The sequence below is a fragment of the Sorangium sp. So ce448 genome, assembly GCF_051520915.1.
GTDB classification, from domain to species: domain Bacteria; phylum Myxococcota_A; class Polyangia; order Polyangiales; family Polyangiaceae; genus Sorangium; species Sorangium cellulosum_B.
The window spans coordinates 3748632-3765998 of sequence record NZ_CP150343.1; the positions used below are offsets into that span (position 1 = coordinate 3748632).

General features: G+C 71.2%; 12 protein-coding genes. 6 read left to right on the plus strand and 6 right to left on the minus strand.

Annotated features, from left to right (window positions below; all coding sequences use genetic code 11):
• Positions 1-39 precede the first annotated feature (39 nt).
• From WMF45_RS14440 to WMF45_RS14455, 4 genes are all read right to left on the minus strand, one after another.
• Positions 40-1353 carry an RNA polymerase sigma factor gene (locus WMF45_RS14440; protein ID WP_437717471.1) on the minus strand — a complete coding sequence of 438 codons (1314 nt, stop codon included), beginning with the start codon at positions 1351-1353 and terminating at the stop codon, positions 40-42.
• Between the two features lie 97 nt (positions 1354-1450).
• Positions 1451-2380, minus strand: coding sequence for a hypothetical protein (locus WMF45_RS14445; RefSeq protein ID WP_437717472.1), 930 nt, complete (start codon positions 2378-2380; stop codon positions 1451-1453).
• A 278-nt stretch (positions 2381-2658) separates the two neighbouring features.
• Positions 2659-3156 carry a hypothetical protein gene (locus WMF45_RS14450; protein WP_437717473.1) on the minus strand — a complete coding sequence of 166 codons (498 nt, stop codon included), beginning with the start codon at positions 3154-3156 and terminating at the stop codon, positions 2659-2661.
• A 554-nt stretch (positions 3157-3710) separates the two neighbouring features.
• Positions 3711-4649 (minus strand): hypothetical protein, encoded by a 939-nt coding sequence (locus WMF45_RS14455; protein ID WP_437717474.1) that lies wholly within the window; start codon positions 4647-4649, stop codon positions 3711-3713.
• 795 nt (positions 4650-5444) lie between these two features.
• Here WMF45_RS14455 and WMF45_RS14460 point away from each other — a divergent pair.
• The 3 genes from WMF45_RS14460 (at position 5445) to WMF45_RS14470 (ending at position 10242) form a co-directional block, all read left to right on the plus strand.
• Entirely contained in the window at positions 5445-6230 is a 786-nt protein-coding gene (locus WMF45_RS14460; RefSeq protein ID WP_437717475.1) for a hypothetical protein, read from the plus strand.
• Positions 6231-6450: 220 nt separating this feature from the next.
• Entirely contained in the window at positions 6451-9564 is a 3114-nt protein-coding gene (locus WMF45_RS14465; protein ID WP_437717476.1) for an SNF2-related protein, read from the plus strand.
• A gap of 129 nt (positions 9565-9693) precedes the next feature.
• A complete protein-coding gene (locus WMF45_RS14470) occupies positions 9694-10242 on the plus strand; it encodes a hypothetical protein (RefSeq protein WP_437717477.1) in 549 nt (182 codons plus the stop codon).
• A 27-nt stretch (positions 10243-10269) separates the two neighbouring features.
• On the opposite strand, the gene WMF45_RS14475 is transcribed toward WMF45_RS14470, so the two are convergent.
• Both WMF45_RS14475 and WMF45_RS14480 read right to left on the minus strand, forming a co-directional pair.
• Positions 10270-10623 (minus strand): response regulator, encoded by a 354-nt coding sequence (locus tag WMF45_RS14475; RefSeq protein ID WP_437717478.1) that lies wholly within the window; start codon positions 10621-10623, stop codon positions 10270-10272.
• A 9-nt stretch (positions 10624-10632) separates the two neighbouring features.
• Complete coding sequence (locus tag WMF45_RS14480; protein WP_437717479.1) at positions 10633-12144, minus strand: PAS domain-containing sensor histidine kinase; 1512 nt, start codon at positions 12142-12144, stop codon at positions 10633-10635.
• 297 nt (positions 12145-12441) lie between these two features.
• Between WMF45_RS14480 and WMF45_RS14485 the strand changes: the two genes are divergently transcribed.
• The 3 genes from WMF45_RS14485 to WMF45_RS14495 all read left to right on the plus strand — a co-directional run bounded on the left by WMF45_RS14485 (position 12442) and on the right by WMF45_RS14495 (position 17367).
• The gene (locus WMF45_RS14485) at positions 12442-14031 is read left to right on the plus strand and encodes an SDR family NAD(P)-dependent oxidoreductase (RefSeq protein WP_437717480.1); all 1590 of its coding nucleotides are present in this window, start codon (positions 12442-12444) and stop codon (positions 14029-14031) included.
• Positions 14032-14296: 265 nt separating this feature from the next.
• Positions 14297-16492, plus strand: a complete 2196-nt coding sequence (locus WMF45_RS14490; protein ID WP_437717481.1) for a cation:proton antiporter domain-containing protein — start codon at positions 14297-14299, stop codon at positions 16490-16492.
• 5 nt (positions 16493-16497) lie between these two features.
• Positions 16498-17367, plus strand: coding sequence for a PTS sugar transporter subunit IIA (locus WMF45_RS14495; protein WP_437717482.1), 870 nt, complete (start codon positions 16498-16500; stop codon positions 17365-17367).

Here is a 17367-nt window from a genome sequence, read left to right on the forward strand (position 1 = left end):
GTCCTCGGCGGTTCAAAGCCTTGCCATCCGAGCAGTGCTCTATAGAAGCGGGCGGGGCCCGGCTGCAGCCGTCCTCGCGCGGAGCGCGCGCAGCGCCGCGTTCCTCTCGGCGGTGAGGCGGCCAGCTGGGAACCTCATCCGGTGCTCGATCAGGCGGCGCTTCGCCTCCGCATAACGACCGCGCGACAGCGCCGTGATCGCGCCGTCGATGAGGGTGCGCTCCGCGGCGATCTCCTGATCGTTCGACGCCCCAGACGGTCCCGCGGAGGGCAAGGTCGCTCGGCCCGACGGACGGGGCGCGGCCTTCTGCGCGGGCAGCGCCGCGCTGGTCGCTCGCGAGTTCCCGGCGCCCGCGATCCGGCCGCCCTGCGGAGCGTCCGACGCTACTGCTGCGCCGGGCGGCGGCAGCGGCGCGGCCGGGGAAGGCAGCGATAGCGCGGCCGGGGAAGGCAGCGATAGCGCGGCCGGGGAAGGCAGCGATAGCGCGGCCGGGGATGGCGGCGGCGGCGCGGGCGGGGGCGGCGGCGTCCGGATGACCGCCATGGCGAGCCCGGTCGCGGCGCGCGTTCCGGCGGCGGCCGGCGTGGAGGCGGCGCGCAGCGCGCCGAGGGTGAGCGCGATGACGGCGGCGGCGCTCGCCAGCGGGACTGCGATGCTCGCTGCGATATGGAGCGAGCCTGTCCGCGTCGGCGCGCTGCCCTCGATCGGGAGCTTCCATGGCCACGGAGAGAACACCCCGCGGACGCTGCGGTACAGCCTCGTGAGCAACGTCGGCGCGCCCTCGCCTCCCGTGCGCGCCTCCTGGACGAGCGCGCCGGCGCTGAAGGGGATGAGCGCGAGGCCGCGGCCGCGCTGCCGCGCCTGCCAACGACGCATCGCCGCCTCGATGTCGACCCAGGCGAGCCGGTGCCGGCTCCACGCGGTGCTCAGGGGGATCGACAGCTGCTGGGCGATCTCGGCCATGTCGATCTCCTCGAGCTCATGGGCGACGAACACGCAGCGGCGCTCCATGGGCATCTCCTGGAGCAGCTTGTCGAGCACGCAGCGCCGGTCCCTCGCGATGGCGTGCTGCTCGGAGTCGGGGGTGACGTCAGGCAGCGCCGCGAGATCGTCGAACGGCCGGAGGCGCTCGTGGCGGCGGTGAGCCCGTCGGAAATGGTTCGACGCCTGGTGGGTCGCGATGCCCATGAGCCACGACCGCACGGTGCCCCGGCTCGGGTCGAACCGCGGCAGCGCACGGTAGGCGCCGGCGAGGACCTCCTGAGCGACGTCCTCGATGTCCTGCGCGCGAACCCCGAGGCGGGCGAGGTAGCGGGCGATGAACGAGAAGTGCTCGTCGGCGATCTCCGCCATGCGGGCGTGGGAAGGCTCTGCGGATGTGCTCTTGCGTGACGGTGACCCCATCTCTGTTCCCCCCTCGAGCGTGGCGACGGCGTCGTCGCGAAGCTTGTCAATGCGCTGCCTCGGCACCCCGAGGGAGGGCAGCGCGACGCGCGGGCGCCTCGCTCCGCGGATCGAGATTGACGTCCAGGCGGAGGCCCACGAGCCCGCCGTAGGCGGGCGGGGTCCAGAGCACACCTTCCTGGCTCTCGACGCGGAACTCCGAGAGGCGGAGCACGATGTCACCATAGAACTGGATGGCGAGCCGATCGGAGATCGGCATCTCGATGCCCGCGCGCGGCCCTGTGGCGAGCCAGAGCGACGAGGTGTCGATGAGCCTGGCGTCGGTGCTGGAAGTGGTCACGACCCCGACCGACGCGACGGCACAAGCGAAGAGGTGACGGCGCTGCGAACACGGCATCACGTTGGCCGCCGCCAGCCAGGTCGAGATGCTCGTCGCCTCGTCGAGCTGAATCGTGACCGGCCATTGAACGTGGCCTTCCAGGCCGAGGGTGAAGGATGGATAGCGGAGCGAGACATGGAGCGCCGTCCCGGCGGTCGTCCCCTGCAGGGTTCCGAACACCGCGGACCCCGCAAGGCCGACCCTGACGTCGGGCCACGCCCGCCGCGCGGGCGCGGCGGCAGCGGCGTCGGGCGGGGGCGGGGCAGGGGAGGGCGGCGGCGGGGGCGCGGCGGGCGGCACGTGGAGGCTCGGGTCGAGCGCGACCCGGAGCGAGAGCGCCATGTTCATGACAAGCTCTTTGCAGTCGTCGTGATAGACGACCAGGTGCCGAGACCATGCGATCGATCCATCCGCGTCGTAGAGATCCATGGTCGCGTGTATCTCCCTCCCTGGACCGCGGAAGACAAGGGCTTTGGCCTGCGCGGCCGCCTCGGGCTCCACCGGGTCATAGCCGAGCTGCCTGGCCATCTCCTCGCGCAGGAGCGCCTCGCCCGGGCAGCGCTCGGCCCCTGGCGCGCGCCGGTACTCGAGCTGCACTGCGGCGCGGGGCGGCGCGGCGCCGGCGCGCCAGGGCCACAGCAGGGCCGCGGCCGCAGCGACGAGCCACCACGGCGCTCTGACGCTGGTTCCGCCTGCCCGAAGTCCGGCCAGGAATCGCCGACGCGCGGAGCCGGGTCGGTCGTGCGTTGCCGCGCCAGCCCCGGTGTCTCTTGCTGATGCTGCTGACATGGTGCTCATGGCGGTGTGGTGACCGCTTGTTCAGGCCAGGTGTCATCGGCCGCATTCCCGTCCAGGGGGCGGCCTGGGTGACTCGCTCAGAAGGCATCCACGGGGAGCACGAGCCCCACGCCGACCACGCCGGAGAGCGGAGGGACCCGCCATACCTCTCTGTTGTTCACCCAGAGGGACGGACGGCTGTGGTTCGTGTGCAGCTCGGCGAACCCGCGCAGGAACAGCTGCTCGGAGAAGCGCCAGTCGCCCGCGACCCGCAGGCCGACCGAGCTGACCCAGGGCTGGCGCGCTTGAATGCTGACGCCGGGGTCGCTCGTGATCCGCAGCTCGCCGGCGTCGAAGACGGCGCACACCGACAGGACCCCTCGATGACCGCAGATGTCGAGCGTCGGCATCGCAAGGCTCGCATGGACCAGGACGCCGTCCGCGAAGGTGTCCGCCAGGGAGGTGAACATCCGCGCCTCGACGCCGATCGACAGGCTGGGCCAGCGGAACGCCGTGGCGAAAGAGGCCCCTCCGCTGAGCGCGGGCAGGAGGCCCACCGCGAGCAGCGGTGACGCGGAGATCTCGCCGCGGAACATGTGGTCGTCCTCCTGAGTCTCCCGTCCCGATTCAGACCGAGGCGTATCCGCGTGCACCGGGGTCGTCGCCATCAAGACAACGAGCACGGCGGCACAACCGGCGCGTCGCATCGGCGTCCCGGCTAGGGCGGGATCGGTGCGGTACGGAGCGGAGTGGACACCTCGACCCGATGCACGCCGCTGTCTCCCGTCCGGCCGCAACACCCCGCCATGTGGCCCCCCTCTTCAACGTCTCCGGCGCCCGTAGGACAGTGCACCTCTGCCGCGTGACGGAGGCCGGCTCGACGTCGCCGCTCCCACGTCGTGATCCTGTAGATACTGACTTTGGAGCGCACGTAAAGGCTTTTGTGTGCGCTCTCGAGCGCGCGGGTCGCATTGTGTTTTGGCTCGTCAATTTCTCCCTATCGAGAGATTTTTCCGTCATGCCCACGGATCCATCTACTTGGCGCCTTTGCCTGACATCGCAGGTTCTGGTCAAGCCCGACCGTGGTTCAGGAGAAGCCCGAATCGTGTGGCTCGGGCGGCGCTGCGCCGCCCTTTGCGGTGCGTGACCGTCACCCGTTCTCGCCTGGACGTGTCTGGCAGCAAAACGTGCTCGGACCGGTGAGGACGATTTCGCCTCGCAGCTCTCCGCCGCTCGGCTCGCAGCTTCCAGGCTGGTTGACCTGCCAGATAGCCTTCATGCTCTTGGGCGTTTTCCCGGGGATTGCAGCGACGCAGCCCGGGGCATGGCTCGAAGCGGTGCCGGCGGTGATCAGCTCGCCGCACGCGCCGTCCCGGAAGGAAAGGAGCGCCAGGGAACACTCGCTGTCTGTCGGAGGACCGCACTCACACGGCGTGCAGTGGCGTTCGTCCCTCATGCCGTCGTAGAGGACGACGTCCTCCGGGTAATCTTCCGGGCAGGTCACCTCGCCCTCGCCGAGGTACATGATGCACTGAGCGAAGCCGCGCCCCTGATCGGGCGACACGCACGTCTCCGACGGAGAGGCGCACGTGGGTTCCCGCGGGACGCCTCCGCACGCCACGCCGGAACGAGACCACCGCAAGGTGAACTGTGGCACCGGGGGGGGCTCGATGCTGGCTTCGCAAGGCGTCACCCGGGTCGCGCCGAGGACGATCGATTGTTGATCGTTCACCTGGGCGTCGCTGGGCACCACGCAGGTGCCGTTCAGCATGTCCCGGGGCTCATGCACCGAGACCGCCGGGCCACCGCACTTCAGCGAGGCGGCCGTCCGGAGATCGTCGGGCAAGGCGCAGGCTGGCTCGCCGCACCGACATGGGCTGCACGCGAAGGGGAAGTCAGGGGTCTCGTACCCCCTGTACACACCGATCGGGGCGCTGCCGGGGCAGTTCGGCTCGTCCACCGTCCTGCCGACCCAGAGCAGCGCCGGGCCATAGAAGCCCTCCGGAGCCGGCTGGACACACTGGTCGCCGCTGCACGTGTCGTCGCATGCCGAGATGCACGCGTCGCGGTCGGGCTGGTTTCTACACACTTTCGCGCATGTCCGACATTCCGCGATGCAATCCCAGCGTTCGGGTCCGTAGGGCTCGCTTTCACATTGATCCACGCACGTCCCGCATTCCGCTAGACATGCCTCCTGGTTGGGCACGTCCTCACACTCGGTGTCGCATGTCTCGTAAGTTACTTTGGTGTAGAAGCAGCCTGGAAGGCACACGGTGAACAGCAGCGCAAGCGCGAGAACGGTAGTCTTCATAGACCTCCTGTCGGGAAGAGCTCGCAGCCGGCTTTACTACAGAGGCGACCGTTCCAAGCGAAGATGGACCGGAATACACCAGGAATGACCTCGCTGGACGCATTGCGCTCAGCGCCGGCAAATTCCAAGAGAACGCCAACGGCGGCGATTTTTGTCAGCGCAGCCCGGGCTTGAGCGCAGCGACGCACCTCGTGAAATGAAGACACGCCGGGCCACGTAAGCGCTCTGTGTCGGAGTGCACCCTCGACCCAACCCCTGGGTGACCGAGCGCGCTCCTGCGCGACCCTGCGCGACCGAGCGCAGGTCGCGGCGCTCAGGCGCGAGCCAAGGCGACCAGGCGCACCGCGTCGGAGGGGGTCGGTTCAGCTCGGATGCGCCCGCGCCCGATCGCAGGAAGGCGAGCCGCGTGTCCCAGGCGGCGCACTGGGACCGGGCTCAGACGCTTGAAGCAAGCGTCGAAAGCGCTCGCGGGGCGTGCGCTTGCTGCGTTAGGCTCCGATCCTGATGAGTGCGGATCCACCCGATAGCGAGCGCGGGCTGCATCAGGCCGGGCTCCGTCCTCAGGAAGAAGAGATGGGCTCGCGGGGGGCAGCGAGCGGCGCGCCGGTCCCCTCGGCGACCGTCTCGCTCTCCTCCGGGCGGCGCTACGAGATGGAGGTGACGTCGGCGGGCGATCGGCTCGTCGTCCGCGGAAGGACGGGTGAGATCATCCTGCAGATGGAGATCACCGACGCCGGTCCGGTGCTGTCGTTCGCGGCGCCCGACGGCGAGCGCGCCGGCTCACGGCGAGGCGGCCGGGGGAGCGCCTCCTCCGCGCCGCCGCGGCGCGCGGCCTCGCCGCCGCAGTCGGTGATCGTCCCCATGTCGAGCGGAAAACGCTCCCCCTCGGAGGGCGAGGCCGACGAGACCGTCGAGGTGCCGCGGGCCCTGCCGCTGCCCTCGATCAAGCTCCCGCCGGAGGCCGAGCCGCTGGAGCTCGATGGCGGCAACGCGGGGCCGGGGGTCACCCTCCGGCGATCTCCCGGCGAGCTCGACGCGAGCGGCGCCGTGCCGGCCGCGTCCGCGGTGGCGACGCCGAGCGTCGCGGCCCCTGCGCCCGCCTCGCGGAGCGACGTTCCGGGCGCGCGGAGCGCGCTGCCCTCGCTCAGCCTTCAGCAGTACGCGGTCCTCTGCGCCGAGTCGTCGATCGGAGCGGCCTCGTCGTTCGACCAGGCGCTCCTGCGCCACGGCATCGCCGACCGCGACCTGTGGAAAGCCGTCGATCGCAGCTGGCAGGATCGGCTCGAGCGCGAGCCGATCCTCACGTTGCGCTGGATGGAGCTCACGACGCGCTACCGCGAGCACCTGACGCGCCGGTGAAGCTCGCCGCGTGATGCCGCGCGGATACCTGCTACAGCAGCGCCCCGCTCATGCCGGGCAAGCTCCCGGAAACTGGAAGACGAGGCAGCCGAAGAAGAGGAAGAAGACGCCTGAACCTCTTTCCGTCATCTTCGTCTTTCTGTGAACATCCCAAGAAGTGGCGCTGGTCCCGGGAGAGCGCGCGAGCTACCGCGGCCAGCCGTCGGTGTCTGGAGTCTCAGTGCAGGGTCTTCTCGAAGCCATCAGGAAAGCCTGTCTTCCGGGCCTCTGGTCCCAGGGCGTCAAGCTCGCCCGTGAGGGCGCTGCCTTCGGACGGGAGGATCGCGGCGATGCCATCGTGGTCCGCATCAAGGCGGCCGGGCAGCCCGTTGCACCAACCGTCACCCTCTACCCAGCGGACGCCGAGTGGACGTGCGACTGCGGTGGAAAAATCGACCCCTGCGCGCACGCTGTCGCGGCGACGCTGTCACTCTCGCAACCGGTCGCGCAAGGCCAGCCGGCTGCGCAGGGCCAGCCAGCGGCGCAGGGCCAGCCGGCTGCGCAGGGCCAGCCAGCGGCGCAGGGCCAGCCAGCGGCGCAGGGCCAGCCGGCCGCGCAAGGCGGCGCGACCGCCGCGGCTGCGCCGCCGGCGCGGCTGCGGTACCGGCTCCGGCGCAAGGGGCTCGTGCTCGCGCTCGAGCGGATGATCGTGCACGCGAGCGGCGCCGAGGAGCCGCTCCGGGTCTCGCTCGCCAGCCTCGCTGGCCGCGCCGTGCGGGCTCCAGCGAGCCCGGAGCGGCCGGGGCCGAGGCTGCCCGAGCTCTACCCGACGCACGAGGACCTGGCGATCGACCGCCTCGTCGGCATGAAGCAGCACGGCTACTTCCCCTCGGATCGCCAGCCCGAGCTCTTCGCGGCGCTGGCGGGCGTCGCGGACGTGGAGCTCGACGGCGCGCCCGTGCGCGTCTCCAGCGAGGCGATCGGCCCTCGCGCGGCGGTGCGCGATCACGACGATGGCGCGGCGCTCGTCGTGGAGCGGGACCCGCGCGTCGACGAGGTGATCGCGTCGGGCGTCGTGCGGTGCGGCGGCACGCTGCACCTGCTCCGGGAGATGGACCTCACGGGGCCGAAGCTCGAGCGGCTGCCGCTCCGGCGGGTGTTCCCGCGCGGGGACCTGGGCAAGCTGGTGACCGACGTCCTGCCGGAGCTGACCAAGCGCGTCCCGGTCACGATCCAGAGCCAGCGCCTGCCCCGCGCGGGCGGCGCGTCCAGGCCGCGGATCCTCCTGGAGCTCAGCCAGAAGGATCACACGCTCTCCGTCGTGCCCAGCCTCGTCTACGGCGACCCGCCGGAGGCGCGCATCGAGAACGGCCGGCTCGTGCACCTGTCCGGCGCCGTGCCCGTCCGCGACGAGCCCGCGGAGCGCATGTTGCTGATCCGGCTGCGCGACGAGCTCCACCTCATCCCGGGCCGCCGGGTCGACTTCGACGGCGTCGAGGCGATCCGCTTCGCCTCGCGCCTCGAGTCGTGGGACACCCGCGCCTTCGCCGACGCGCGCGGCGAGATCTTCGGCAAGGCCGCGCTCGTCCCGCGCTTCGTCATCCAGGACCGGGCCTTCGACGTCGAGTTCGAGCTCTCGGCGGGGCGCGACGACGGCGCGGGCGACGAAGGCGACGGCGCCGGCGCGCCCCCGAAGCGCGCGGACGCGACGGCCGTGATCCGCGCGTGGCAGGACGGCCTGCCGCTCGTGCCGCTCCTCGGCGGCGGGTGGGCGCCGCTGCCCTCGGCGTGGCTCGACAGGTACGGCGCGCGCGTCGCCGATCTGCTCGCGGCGCGGCGCGAAGACAAGGAGGTGCCGCCCGCGGCGCTCCCGGCGCTGGCCGCGCTGTGCGACGAGATCGAGTACCCGCGCCCGTCGGGCTTCGACAGGCTCATGCCGCTGCTCGACGGCTTCGCGTCGCTCCCGGAGGCGCCGCTGCCCTCCGACCTGACCGCGACGCTGCGCCCCTACCAGCGACGCGGCGTCGACTGGCTGTCGTTCCTGCGAGACGCCGGCCTCGGCGCGGTGCTCGCCGACGACATGGGGCTCGGCAAGACGCTGCAGACGCTCTGCTCGCTGCGCGGGCGGACGCTCGTCGTGTGCCCGCGCAGCGTCGTCCACAACTGGGCCGACGAGATCCGGCGCTTCCGCCCGGGCCTCCGGTTCGCGATCTACCACGGCACGCGGCGCGCGCTCGATCCCGCGGCCGACGTCACGCTGACGACCTACGCCGTGCTCCGCAACGACGCCGAGCTGCTCGCGGCGCAGGCCTGGGAGGCGGTGGTGCTCGACGAGGCGCAGGCGATCAAGAACCCCGACAGCCAGGCGGCGCGCGCGGCGTTCGCGCTCCGCGCCGAGCTGCGCGTGGCGCTGAGCGGCACGCCGGTCGAGAACCGGCTCGAGGAGCTCTGGAGCCTGCTCCACTTCACGAACCGCGGCCTGCTCGGCGGGCGGAGCGCCTTCCAGGAGCGCTACGGCCGGCCGATCGCCGAGGGCGTGCAGGGCGCCGCGGCCGAGCTGCGGCAGAAGATCCGCCCCTTCGTGCTGCGGCGGCTGAAGGGCGAGGTCGCGCCGGAGCTGCCGCCGCGGTCGGAGATGGTGCTCTACTGCGAGCTCGAGGAGGCAGAGCGCGAGCTCTACGATGCGGTGCGCGCGGCCACCCGCAAGGACGTGGTGGAGAAGCTCGCGGAGGGAGCGAGCGTCATGGCGGCGCTGGAGGCGCTGCTCCGCCTGCGCCAGGCGGCCTGCCATCCGGCGCTGATCCCGGGATCGAGCGCCGGCGGCGCGGCGCCGGCGGCGCGGAGCGCGCCCTCCTCCAAGGTGACGCGGCTGATCGAGGCGCTCGAGGAGTGCGTCGCGGACGGCCACAAGGCGCTCGTGTTCTCGCAGTGGACCTCGCTGCTCGACCTCGTCGAGCCGCACCTCAACGCGGCGGGGATCCCGTGGAGCCGCCTCGACGGCGGGACACGCGACCGCGCCGGGGTGGTCAACGAGTTCCAGTCGCCGGGCGGCCCGCCGGTGATGCTCATCTCGCTCAAGGCGGGCGGCACCGGCCTGAACCTGACCGCGGCGGATCACGTCTTCCTGCTCGATCCCTGGTGGAACCCGGCGGTCGAAGATCAGGCGGCCGATCGGGCCCACCGCATCGGACAGCACCGGCCGGTGATGGTCCACCGGCTCGTCGCCAAGGACACGGTGGAGGAGGGGATCCTCGCGCTGCAGGAGCGGAAGCGCGCGATCGCGGGCGCCGCGCTGGGCGAGGCGGACAGGGCGGCCTCGCTGACGCGGGAGGATCTGCTCGCGCTGCTGGGGTAGCGCACATCGATCGCGGCCTTCCGCGCAGCGCTCCCCGCCGTGCCGTCGCTCGCGGGGCGGGCGCATCGCCGTGGCCTCGGGCGGCGCACGCGTTGCGCGTGTTGAGCCTCCATGGGATGAGCGGGTGTGATGCGAACATTCATCCTGCCCCTCGCCGCGCTGCTGGCGCCGCTCGCTGCGTGCACCGTCAACGGTCCGCGCGAGCCGGCGCCCGAGCCGTCATCCCCCGTGGAGCCCCCGGAGCCGCTGTCCACCGCGGCGCCGGGCACGCCCGCGCCGCAAGCTTCGGCCACGGTCACCGCGACGACCCAGGCGCCGGCCACGACAGCGCGGACCGCGCCCGGCGAGGAAGCGCTGTTCGGCACGTGGAGCTCCGCCGCGTGCGGTCCGCGCAAGTACGAGCGCCGGCTCTCCCTCGCGAAAGACGGCAGCTTCGTCGCCGAGGATCGCGTCTCTCCCTGCCCGCCGAACGTGGCGTGCGTCTGGTCGGGCATCGTCCATCGCAAGGGGGCGTTCAAGCGCGCCGACAGGACGCTCCTGCTCTCGGTCTCCGAAGGGTCGCAGGGGCCTGGCGCTCACCCGTTCCCGACCACGCTCACCATCGATCCTTCGACGGGCGCCCTCGCCGAGACCGGAGAAGGCGGCGCTCCCTGCCCCTACGCGCCCGCCGGCAAGTAACGTCCTCTGTGCGCGAGCGCACCGCTCTCAGCACCCGCACGCCTTCTGGACCGCTCCAAGGAGGGCCTCGTAGCGGATCGGCTTCCTGAGCAACGGTGTTCCGGGCGGCGGGGACGTGATCGACGCGGCCGACAGGACGACGACCGGGATGCCCGCGAACCGCGCGTCGCGCCGCATCCGGTCGATCAACTCCACACCGTCCATGACGGGCATCAACAGGTCGATGAGCATCATACTCGGCCGCTCGCCGCGCTCGAGCAGCGCGAGCGCCTCCGCTCCGTTTCCAGCCGTCATGACGCTGTAAGCACCGTCTTCCTCCAGCGCGTCGCGGAGCGAGATCTGAATATCCTCGTTGTCCTCCACCAACAGGATGTGCTTCATCGTGTCAGCTTAAGGAGATTTGGTCTCGGTGTCATCGAGGTTCCCACGTTGTCGAGGCAACTCGACAGTGAAGGTCGAGCCGACGTCAGGTTCACTCGCGACGGACACCGTCCCACCCATGGCCCCGACGACCTGCCGCACGATCCACAGCCCGAGCCCGAGCCCGCCGTAGTGCCGCTCCGAGACCGCGCGCTCGAACTGGTTGAAGATGATGGCCTGGTGCTCGGGCGCGATGCCGATGCCCTGGTCCGTGATCGTGAGCCACGCGCGGACATCGCTTGACCACACGGTGATCGTGATCGGACGTCCACGGCCGTACTTGAGCGCATTGGTGAGGAGGTTGTTCACCACCTGGTCGAGGCGCCTGCGATCCCAGCCGCCCGTGGCGTCGGCGGCGAGCTGGAGCGACATCGAGTTCCTGGCGAGGTCGTATTTGTGCTGCTCGACCACCTCGCACACGACCTCCGCGAGGTCGACCTCCTGTATCTGAAGCTCGATCCGTCCAGCGGCGATGCGCGAGACGTCGAGCAGGTCGGAGACGAGCCGCTCCAGGCGATCGATCTGCCGCTCCACGACCGATAGCTTGATGACCAGGCGCTCGGGCGTGAGGCGGTCTGCGCGCGCGGCGCGCGCCGCGCGAAGCACGCTCTCCACCTCGGCGCGCAGCGGCGTGATCGGTGTCTTGAGCTCATGGGCCGCGACGGCGAGGAAGATCTCTCTCGCCCTCACGGCCTCTCGCGCCTGCTGGAGCATCACCTCGCGCTCCTCGGCCGCGATCTTCTGCTCCTGGATGTCGGTGCAGGTGCCGAACCACTTCACGATCCGCCTTGTCGTATCGTGCAGGGGCAACCCGCGCACGAGGAACCAGCGGTAGACCCCGTCGCTGCGCCGGATCCGGTACTCGATCTCGTAGGCGTCTCCGCTGGCGAAGCTCTCCTTCCAGCGCGCCACGACCCGATCCGCGTCCTCGGGGTGGATGGCGGCCGTCCAGGCCGCGCCGCTGGGCAGACGCTCGCCGACGTACTCCGCGAAGCGCCGGTTGACATAGTCGAACTCCCCGTCCGGCGTCGCGGTCCATACGAGCTGGGGAATGGCCTCCGCGAGCGCCTCCCGTGTGTTCTCGTAGAGCGCCGAGAGCTGGCGGTTCAGCTCTTCCTTGCGGAGCTCGTCCTCGCGTGTGGTGCGCGCCGCGCCCGCCATCGCGACCACCCTGGGGAGCAGCGGAAAGAGCAGGATCGCGGTGCCGACGGAGGTGATCGCCGTGATGGCCCGGAGGGCCCCATCCAGCCAGTACAACGGCTGCCAGATGACCCACACATCCATGAAGTGCGTGAACCCACAGGCAACGATGAAGGTGCCGAACGCGAGGTACACCCACTGGAAGGGGATGTCCCGGATGCGCCGGACCAGATGCGCGAGGGTCAGGGAGATCGAGAGATAGGCGAAGCCGATCGCCAGGTTGGTGATGACCTGCAGCCAGACCATGCCCGGCTGCCAGAAGTAGCAATGGCCATGGGGCATGAATTCCGTCGCGAACAGACTGTGTGGCGACTCGAGCATAAGGTCCTCTGCTGGAGTTTCCGAGCGCTCAGGGGGATGTGCGGACGTAGTGTACAATCCTCAGCAGGCGAACAGGACGCGGCTCGCGCGACTCGTCCACGGGGCTCTGGGCACGGCGCGCGCGGCGCGGCCAGGGGGTGGAGCGCGGCTGGGCTGGGCCAGGCGTGGTGCGTGGTGCGTGGTTCGTGATGCCGGCAGGGCCCGAAGCGCCGCTGCGGTTCGCGCGCGGTCTCCCGCGTGCTATGCACGCACGCTTCGATGAGTCCCGACCGCGAAGCCGCCGGCGCAGGCCGGCCGTTCACTGCCGCCGATCTCGACGCTTGCCTCAAGGTGCTGGAGGCCTTGGCCATCGATCGCGCGCAGCTCGCCGCCATCAGCTCCGAGGACCGCCGCCGCCTTCTCCTGGCCGCCGGCCGCGTCTCGCGCCCCGAGCGCGCCGAGCAGCGAGAGCTCGCCAGGGCGTTCCGCAAGCGCGACCGGCACGCGCAGAAGTCCGCCGACGCCGCCCTGCTCGATGCGGTCGGCATCCGCGTCGCCCGTCGAGAGCCGGTGTTCCGCACGCCGGACGCGCTCGCCCCGGCCGCGCCCCCGCTGTCGTGGGCCGACCCCGCCGAGGAGCCCGTGGCGCCGCCCGAGGCCACCGAGGAGCCCGGGCCGCCGGTCGAGCCGGGCGCGCCGGAGCTCGCGCGGCCGCGCAAGTGTTACGTCTGCAAGGCCGAGTTCCGCAAAGTCCACTTCTTCTACGACGCGATGTGCGCCGCGTGCGGCGACTTCAACTACCGCAAACGCAGCCAGACCGCGCCGCTCGACGGCCGCGTCGCGCTCGTCACGGGCGCGCGCGTCAAGATCGGTTATCAGGCGGCGATCATGCTCCTCCGCGCCGGCGCGCGGGTCATCGTCACGACCCGCTTCCCGCACGACGCGGCTCGCCGCTTCTCGGCGGAGCGCGACTTCGACGCCTGGGGATCACGGGTCGCGATCTACGGCCTCGACCTCCGACACACGCCGAGCGTCGAGCTCTTCACGCGCCACCTCCTCCACACGCTCGACCGGCTCGATTTCATCATCAACAACGCGTGTCAGACCGTGCGGCGACCGCCGGGCTTCTACGGCCACCTCATCGAGGGCGAGACCGCGCCCGTCCGCTCCCTCCCGCAGGGCGCTCAGCCCCCGCTCCGCGAGTACGACGCGCTCCGCGCGTGCGGCACGCTCCCCCTCGTTGCCGGCGCCGACCCCACCGCGGGCCTGCGCGAGCCCGCCTTGCTCTCCCAGATCCCGGCTCCGGGCGATGAGCGCCTCGACGAGCTGCTCTTCCCCCAGGGGCGCTACGACGCCGATCTCCAGCAGGTCGATCTCCGGACGCTGAACAGCTGGCGGCTCACCCTCGCCGAGGTCCCGACCGTCGAGATGCTCGAGGTGCAGCTCGTCAACGCGGTCGCCCCCTTCGTGCTGAACTCCCGGCTGAAGCCGCTCATGATGCGAGGGCCCACGTTCGACAGGCACATCGTCAACGTCTCGGCGATGGAGGGGCAGTTCTACCGCCGTTACAAGACGGACAGGCACCCTCACACCAACATGGCCAAAGCCGCGCTCAACATGATGACGCGCACGTCCGCGCCCGATTATGTGAAGGACGGCATCTTCATGAACAGCGTCGATACCGGGTGGGTCACCGACGAGGACCCCGCGGCGCTCGCCGCCCGCAAGCTCGAGGAGCACGGCTTTCATCCGCCGCTCGATATCGTCGACGGCGCCGCCCGCATCTGCGATCCTATCTTCTCCGGACTGCTCAGCGGCCAGCACGCGTACGGCCAGTTCTTCAAAGACTACATGCCGACCGATTGGTAGCCGCCGCCGCCTCCGCCAGGGCGCGCTCCTCCTTCGCTCAACAACCGCCCGCGAGAGGCACCCGGCGACGAGCTGGTCCGTCTAGGCTCGCTCGCCCGCTCGCGCGGTGCACCTGCTCGCCCGCTCGGCCTGCCTGACGCGCTGTCTGCGCGCCTCCGACGTCCTGTTCAGGCCGCTTGACGCTGCGCATCCCTTTTCTTGACAGCCGAGACAGCCCGCTGATAAGCGATAACTTAACACTTACCACCAGGAGGGAGCGCTCCCCATGGAGACTCTGATCCACAACTCGCTGAGCCGCTTCCTCATCCAGGCGTTCTTGATCATCGCCTGCGCGCGGCTCGTGGGCCTGGTGGCCCGCCGGATGGAGCAGCCGATGGTCATCGCCGAGGTCACGGCGGGCATCCTGCTCGGCCCGTCGCTGTTCGGCTGGCTCTTCCCCGAGACGTCGGCGGTCCTGTTCGCAAACGATTCGCTGCCGCTCCTCAAGCTGGTGAGCGAGGTCGGCCTCATCGTCTTCATGTTCCTCATCGGGCTGGAGCTCGACCCGAAGCTCTTGCGCGGTCGCGGCCACGCTTCGGTCATCATCAGCCACACGAGCATCGTCGTGCCGTTCGCGCTGGGTGGGCTCCTCGCGCTCTACCTGTACCCGCGGCTCTCCGACAGCTCCGTCCCGTTCTCGTCGTTCACGCTGTTCATGGGCGTGGCCATGAGCATCACGGCGTTCCCGGTGCTCGCGCGCATCCTCACCGAGCGGCGCCTGCTGGGCACGAAGGTCGGCGCCCTCACCATCACGTGCGCCGCCGTCGACGACGTGACCGCTTGGTGCATCCTCGCGTTCGTCGTCTCGATCGCGCGCGCCACGGGGCTCGTGGGCGCTGTCTGGACCACCGTCTTCGCCGTCGCCTACATCGCCGGCATGCTGTTCGTGGTCCGCCCCTTCCTCGCCCGGCTCGGCGAGCGTGGCTCCAGCAAGGAAGGGCTCTCGCAGGACCTCGTCGCCGTCACGCTCCTCCTGCTCATCGTCTCGAGCTGGATGACCGAGATGATCGGCATCCACCCGCTGTTCGGGGCCTTCATGCTCGGCGCGATCATGCCGAAGGGCACCGGCTTCGCGCAGAGCCTCGCCGAGAAGCTCGAGGACTTCGCGGTGGTCTTCCTGCTCCCGCTGTTCTTCGCCTACAGCGGCCTGCGCACGCACATCGGGCTGCTCAACTCGGCCGACGGCTGGATGATGTGCGGCCTCATCATCGTGATCGCCTGCGTCGGCAAGTTCGGCGGCAGCGCCGTGGCCGCCCGCTTCACCGGCCAGAGCTGGCGGGAGGCCAGCGCGCTCGGCATCCTCATGAACACCCGCGGCTTGATGGAGCTCATCGTCCTGAACCTCGGGCTCGATCTGGGCATCATCTCGCCCAAGCTGTTCACGATGATGGTGCTCATGGCGCTGGTCACCACCTTCATGACCACGCCGCTCCTGCGCTGGATCTACCCGCCGGAGGAGCTCGTCAAGGAGCTCGCCGACGTGCCGGAGCGCACGCCGCTCCCCGCCGCGGCGGACGTGTTCACCGTGCTCATGTGCGTCTCCTACGAGCGCTCCGGCCCCGGCATGGTGACGCTCGCGAGCGCCCTCGCCGGCACGGGCCCCGAGGCGAGGCGCCTCTACGCCCTGCGCCTCATCCCGCCGACCGATCGCGGCTCGTTCTACCTCGATCAGGGGCCCGAGCGGCAGGGGGCGGCCGCGCTCGCGCCGCTCCTGTCGCGGGCCAAGGAGCTGGGCGCCGAGGTCCGGCCGCTCTCCTTCGTCTCGCCCAAGCCGAGCCACGACATCTGCAACGTCGCCGACGTGAAGCAGGCCGACCTCGTGCTGGTCGGATGGCACAAGCCGCTCCTCAGCCAGACCGTGCTCGGCGGCACCGTCTACGAGGTCATGCGCGGCGCCCACACCGACGTCGGCGTGCTCATCGATCGCGGGCTCGCCGCGGTCCGCAAGCTGCTCGTGCCCTTCCATGGCACGTTGCACGACAAGGCGGCGCTCTCGCTCGCCCGCCGGCTCGCGCAGCAGGTCGGCGCCGACGTCACCATCCTCCACGTGGTCAAGCCGAAGCGCAGGTCCGACGACGCGCTCGGCGCGCAGCAGACGGTCGACGAGGTGTTCGAGGGCGAGGAGGGCGGCGCGCTGCAGAAGTCCAAGGTGCTTCTCAAGGTGGTGGAGCACGACTCTCCCGCGGACGCGGCCCTCGAGGAGGCGAAGCGCGGCTACGATCTCGTCCTCGTCGGCGTCGGGCCCGAGTGGGGCCTCGCGCAGCGCCGGTTCGGCATCCGCGCCGAGCACATCATCCAGGGGTGCCCGACCTCGCTGCTCGTCGTGCGCCACTACGAGCCCGCCGCCGTGTCCGCCCCAGCCACGGCGCCCGTCCCGAAAGTCCTCCCGACCGCCCTCGCGGTCGAGCCCGATCGCTCCTGAAGCCCATGCCAGCGATGTCCGACGCTGACGGCGCCGCGCGCGCCCGCGCGGTCGCCGAGTTCGGGGCCGCGCTGCGGCTCCTCCGCGTCGAGGCGGGCCTGAGCCTGCGCGCGCTCGCGCACCGCATCGGCGTCTCCAGCGCCTACCTGAGCCGCGTCGAGCACGGGCACGACGCCATCCCCACGCCCGACCGGCTCACGGCGATCGCGGGCGCGCTCGAGCTCCCGCCGGCGGTGCTCCTCGAGCTAGGCCACCAGGTCGAGCCGCTCGTCTCCCGCTACCTCGACCGCGTCCCGTCCGCGAAGGCGCTCTGCGTGGAGCTCGCGCGGCGCAACCTCAGCGGCCCGCAACTCGCGCGCATCAAGGCGTTCATCGACGCCGAGTTCCCGGCGAGCGCGGCCTTCGGGGGGCGGCCCCCGCGGCGGCTCTGCGAGCTGCTCACGCCCGAGCGCGTCGTGCTGCACCTCTCGTGCGCGGACATCGAGGACGTCATCGACGTCGCGGCGTCCCGGCTCGCGCCCCCCGGCAGCGTGCTCGCGGCGAGCGCGCTCGCGCAGGAGATCCTGCGGCGCGAGCGCGAGTCGTCCACGGCGCTCGGCAACGGCGTCGCGGTCCCGCACGCGATCGTCCCCGGCGCGAGCCTGGCGGCCGTGCTCGCGACGCTGGCCGAGCCGCTCGCGGTGCCGACGCCGGGCGGGGCGCCGCTCCGGTTGTTCGTTGTCCTCGTCTGTGCCGAGGGGGGCCGCGCGCACCTCGAGCTGCTCGCCCAGGCGGCCAGGCTCGCCAGGCTCGGGGCCGCCGATGCGCTGTGCGCCGCCCGTGACCCCGCGCAGCTCATCGACCAGCTCTCGCAGATCGAAGCGGGCTGCGGCTGA

Coding starts and splice junctions, on each gene's coding strand:
- WMF45_RS14440 (WP_437717471.1), bottom strand. CDS start 1,353: ATGGCGGAGATCGCCGACGAGCACTTCTCGTTCATCGCCCGCTACCTC.
- WMF45_RS14450 (WP_437717473.1), bottom strand. CDS start 3,156: ATGTTCCGCGGCGAGATCTCCGCGTCACCGCTGCTCGCGGTGGGCCTC.
- WMF45_RS14460 (WP_437717475.1), top strand. CDS start 5,445: ATGGGCTCGCGGGGGGCAGCGAGCGGCGCGCCGGTCCCCTCGGCGACC.
- WMF45_RS14470 (WP_437717477.1), top strand. CDS start 9,694: ATGCGAACATTCATCCTGCCCCTCGCCGCGCTGCTGGCGCCGCTCGCT.
- WMF45_RS14475 (WP_437717478.1), bottom strand. CDS start 10,623: ATGAAGCACATCCTGTTGGTGGAGGACAACGAGGATATTCAGATCTCG.
- WMF45_RS14480 (WP_437717479.1), bottom strand. CDS start 12,144: ATGCCCCATGGCCATTGCTACTTCTGGCAGCCGGGCATGGTCTGGCTG.
- WMF45_RS14485 (WP_437717480.1), top strand. CDS start 12,442: ATGAGTCCCGACCGCGAAGCCGCCGGCGCAGGCCGGCCGTTCACTGCC.
- WMF45_RS14490 (WP_437717481.1), top strand. CDS start 14,297: ATGGAGACTCTGATCCACAACTCGCTGAGCCGCTTCCTCATCCAGGCG.
- WMF45_RS14495 (WP_437717482.1), top strand. CDS start 16,498: ATGCCAGCGATGTCCGACGCTGACGGCGCCGCGCGCGCCCGCGCGGTC.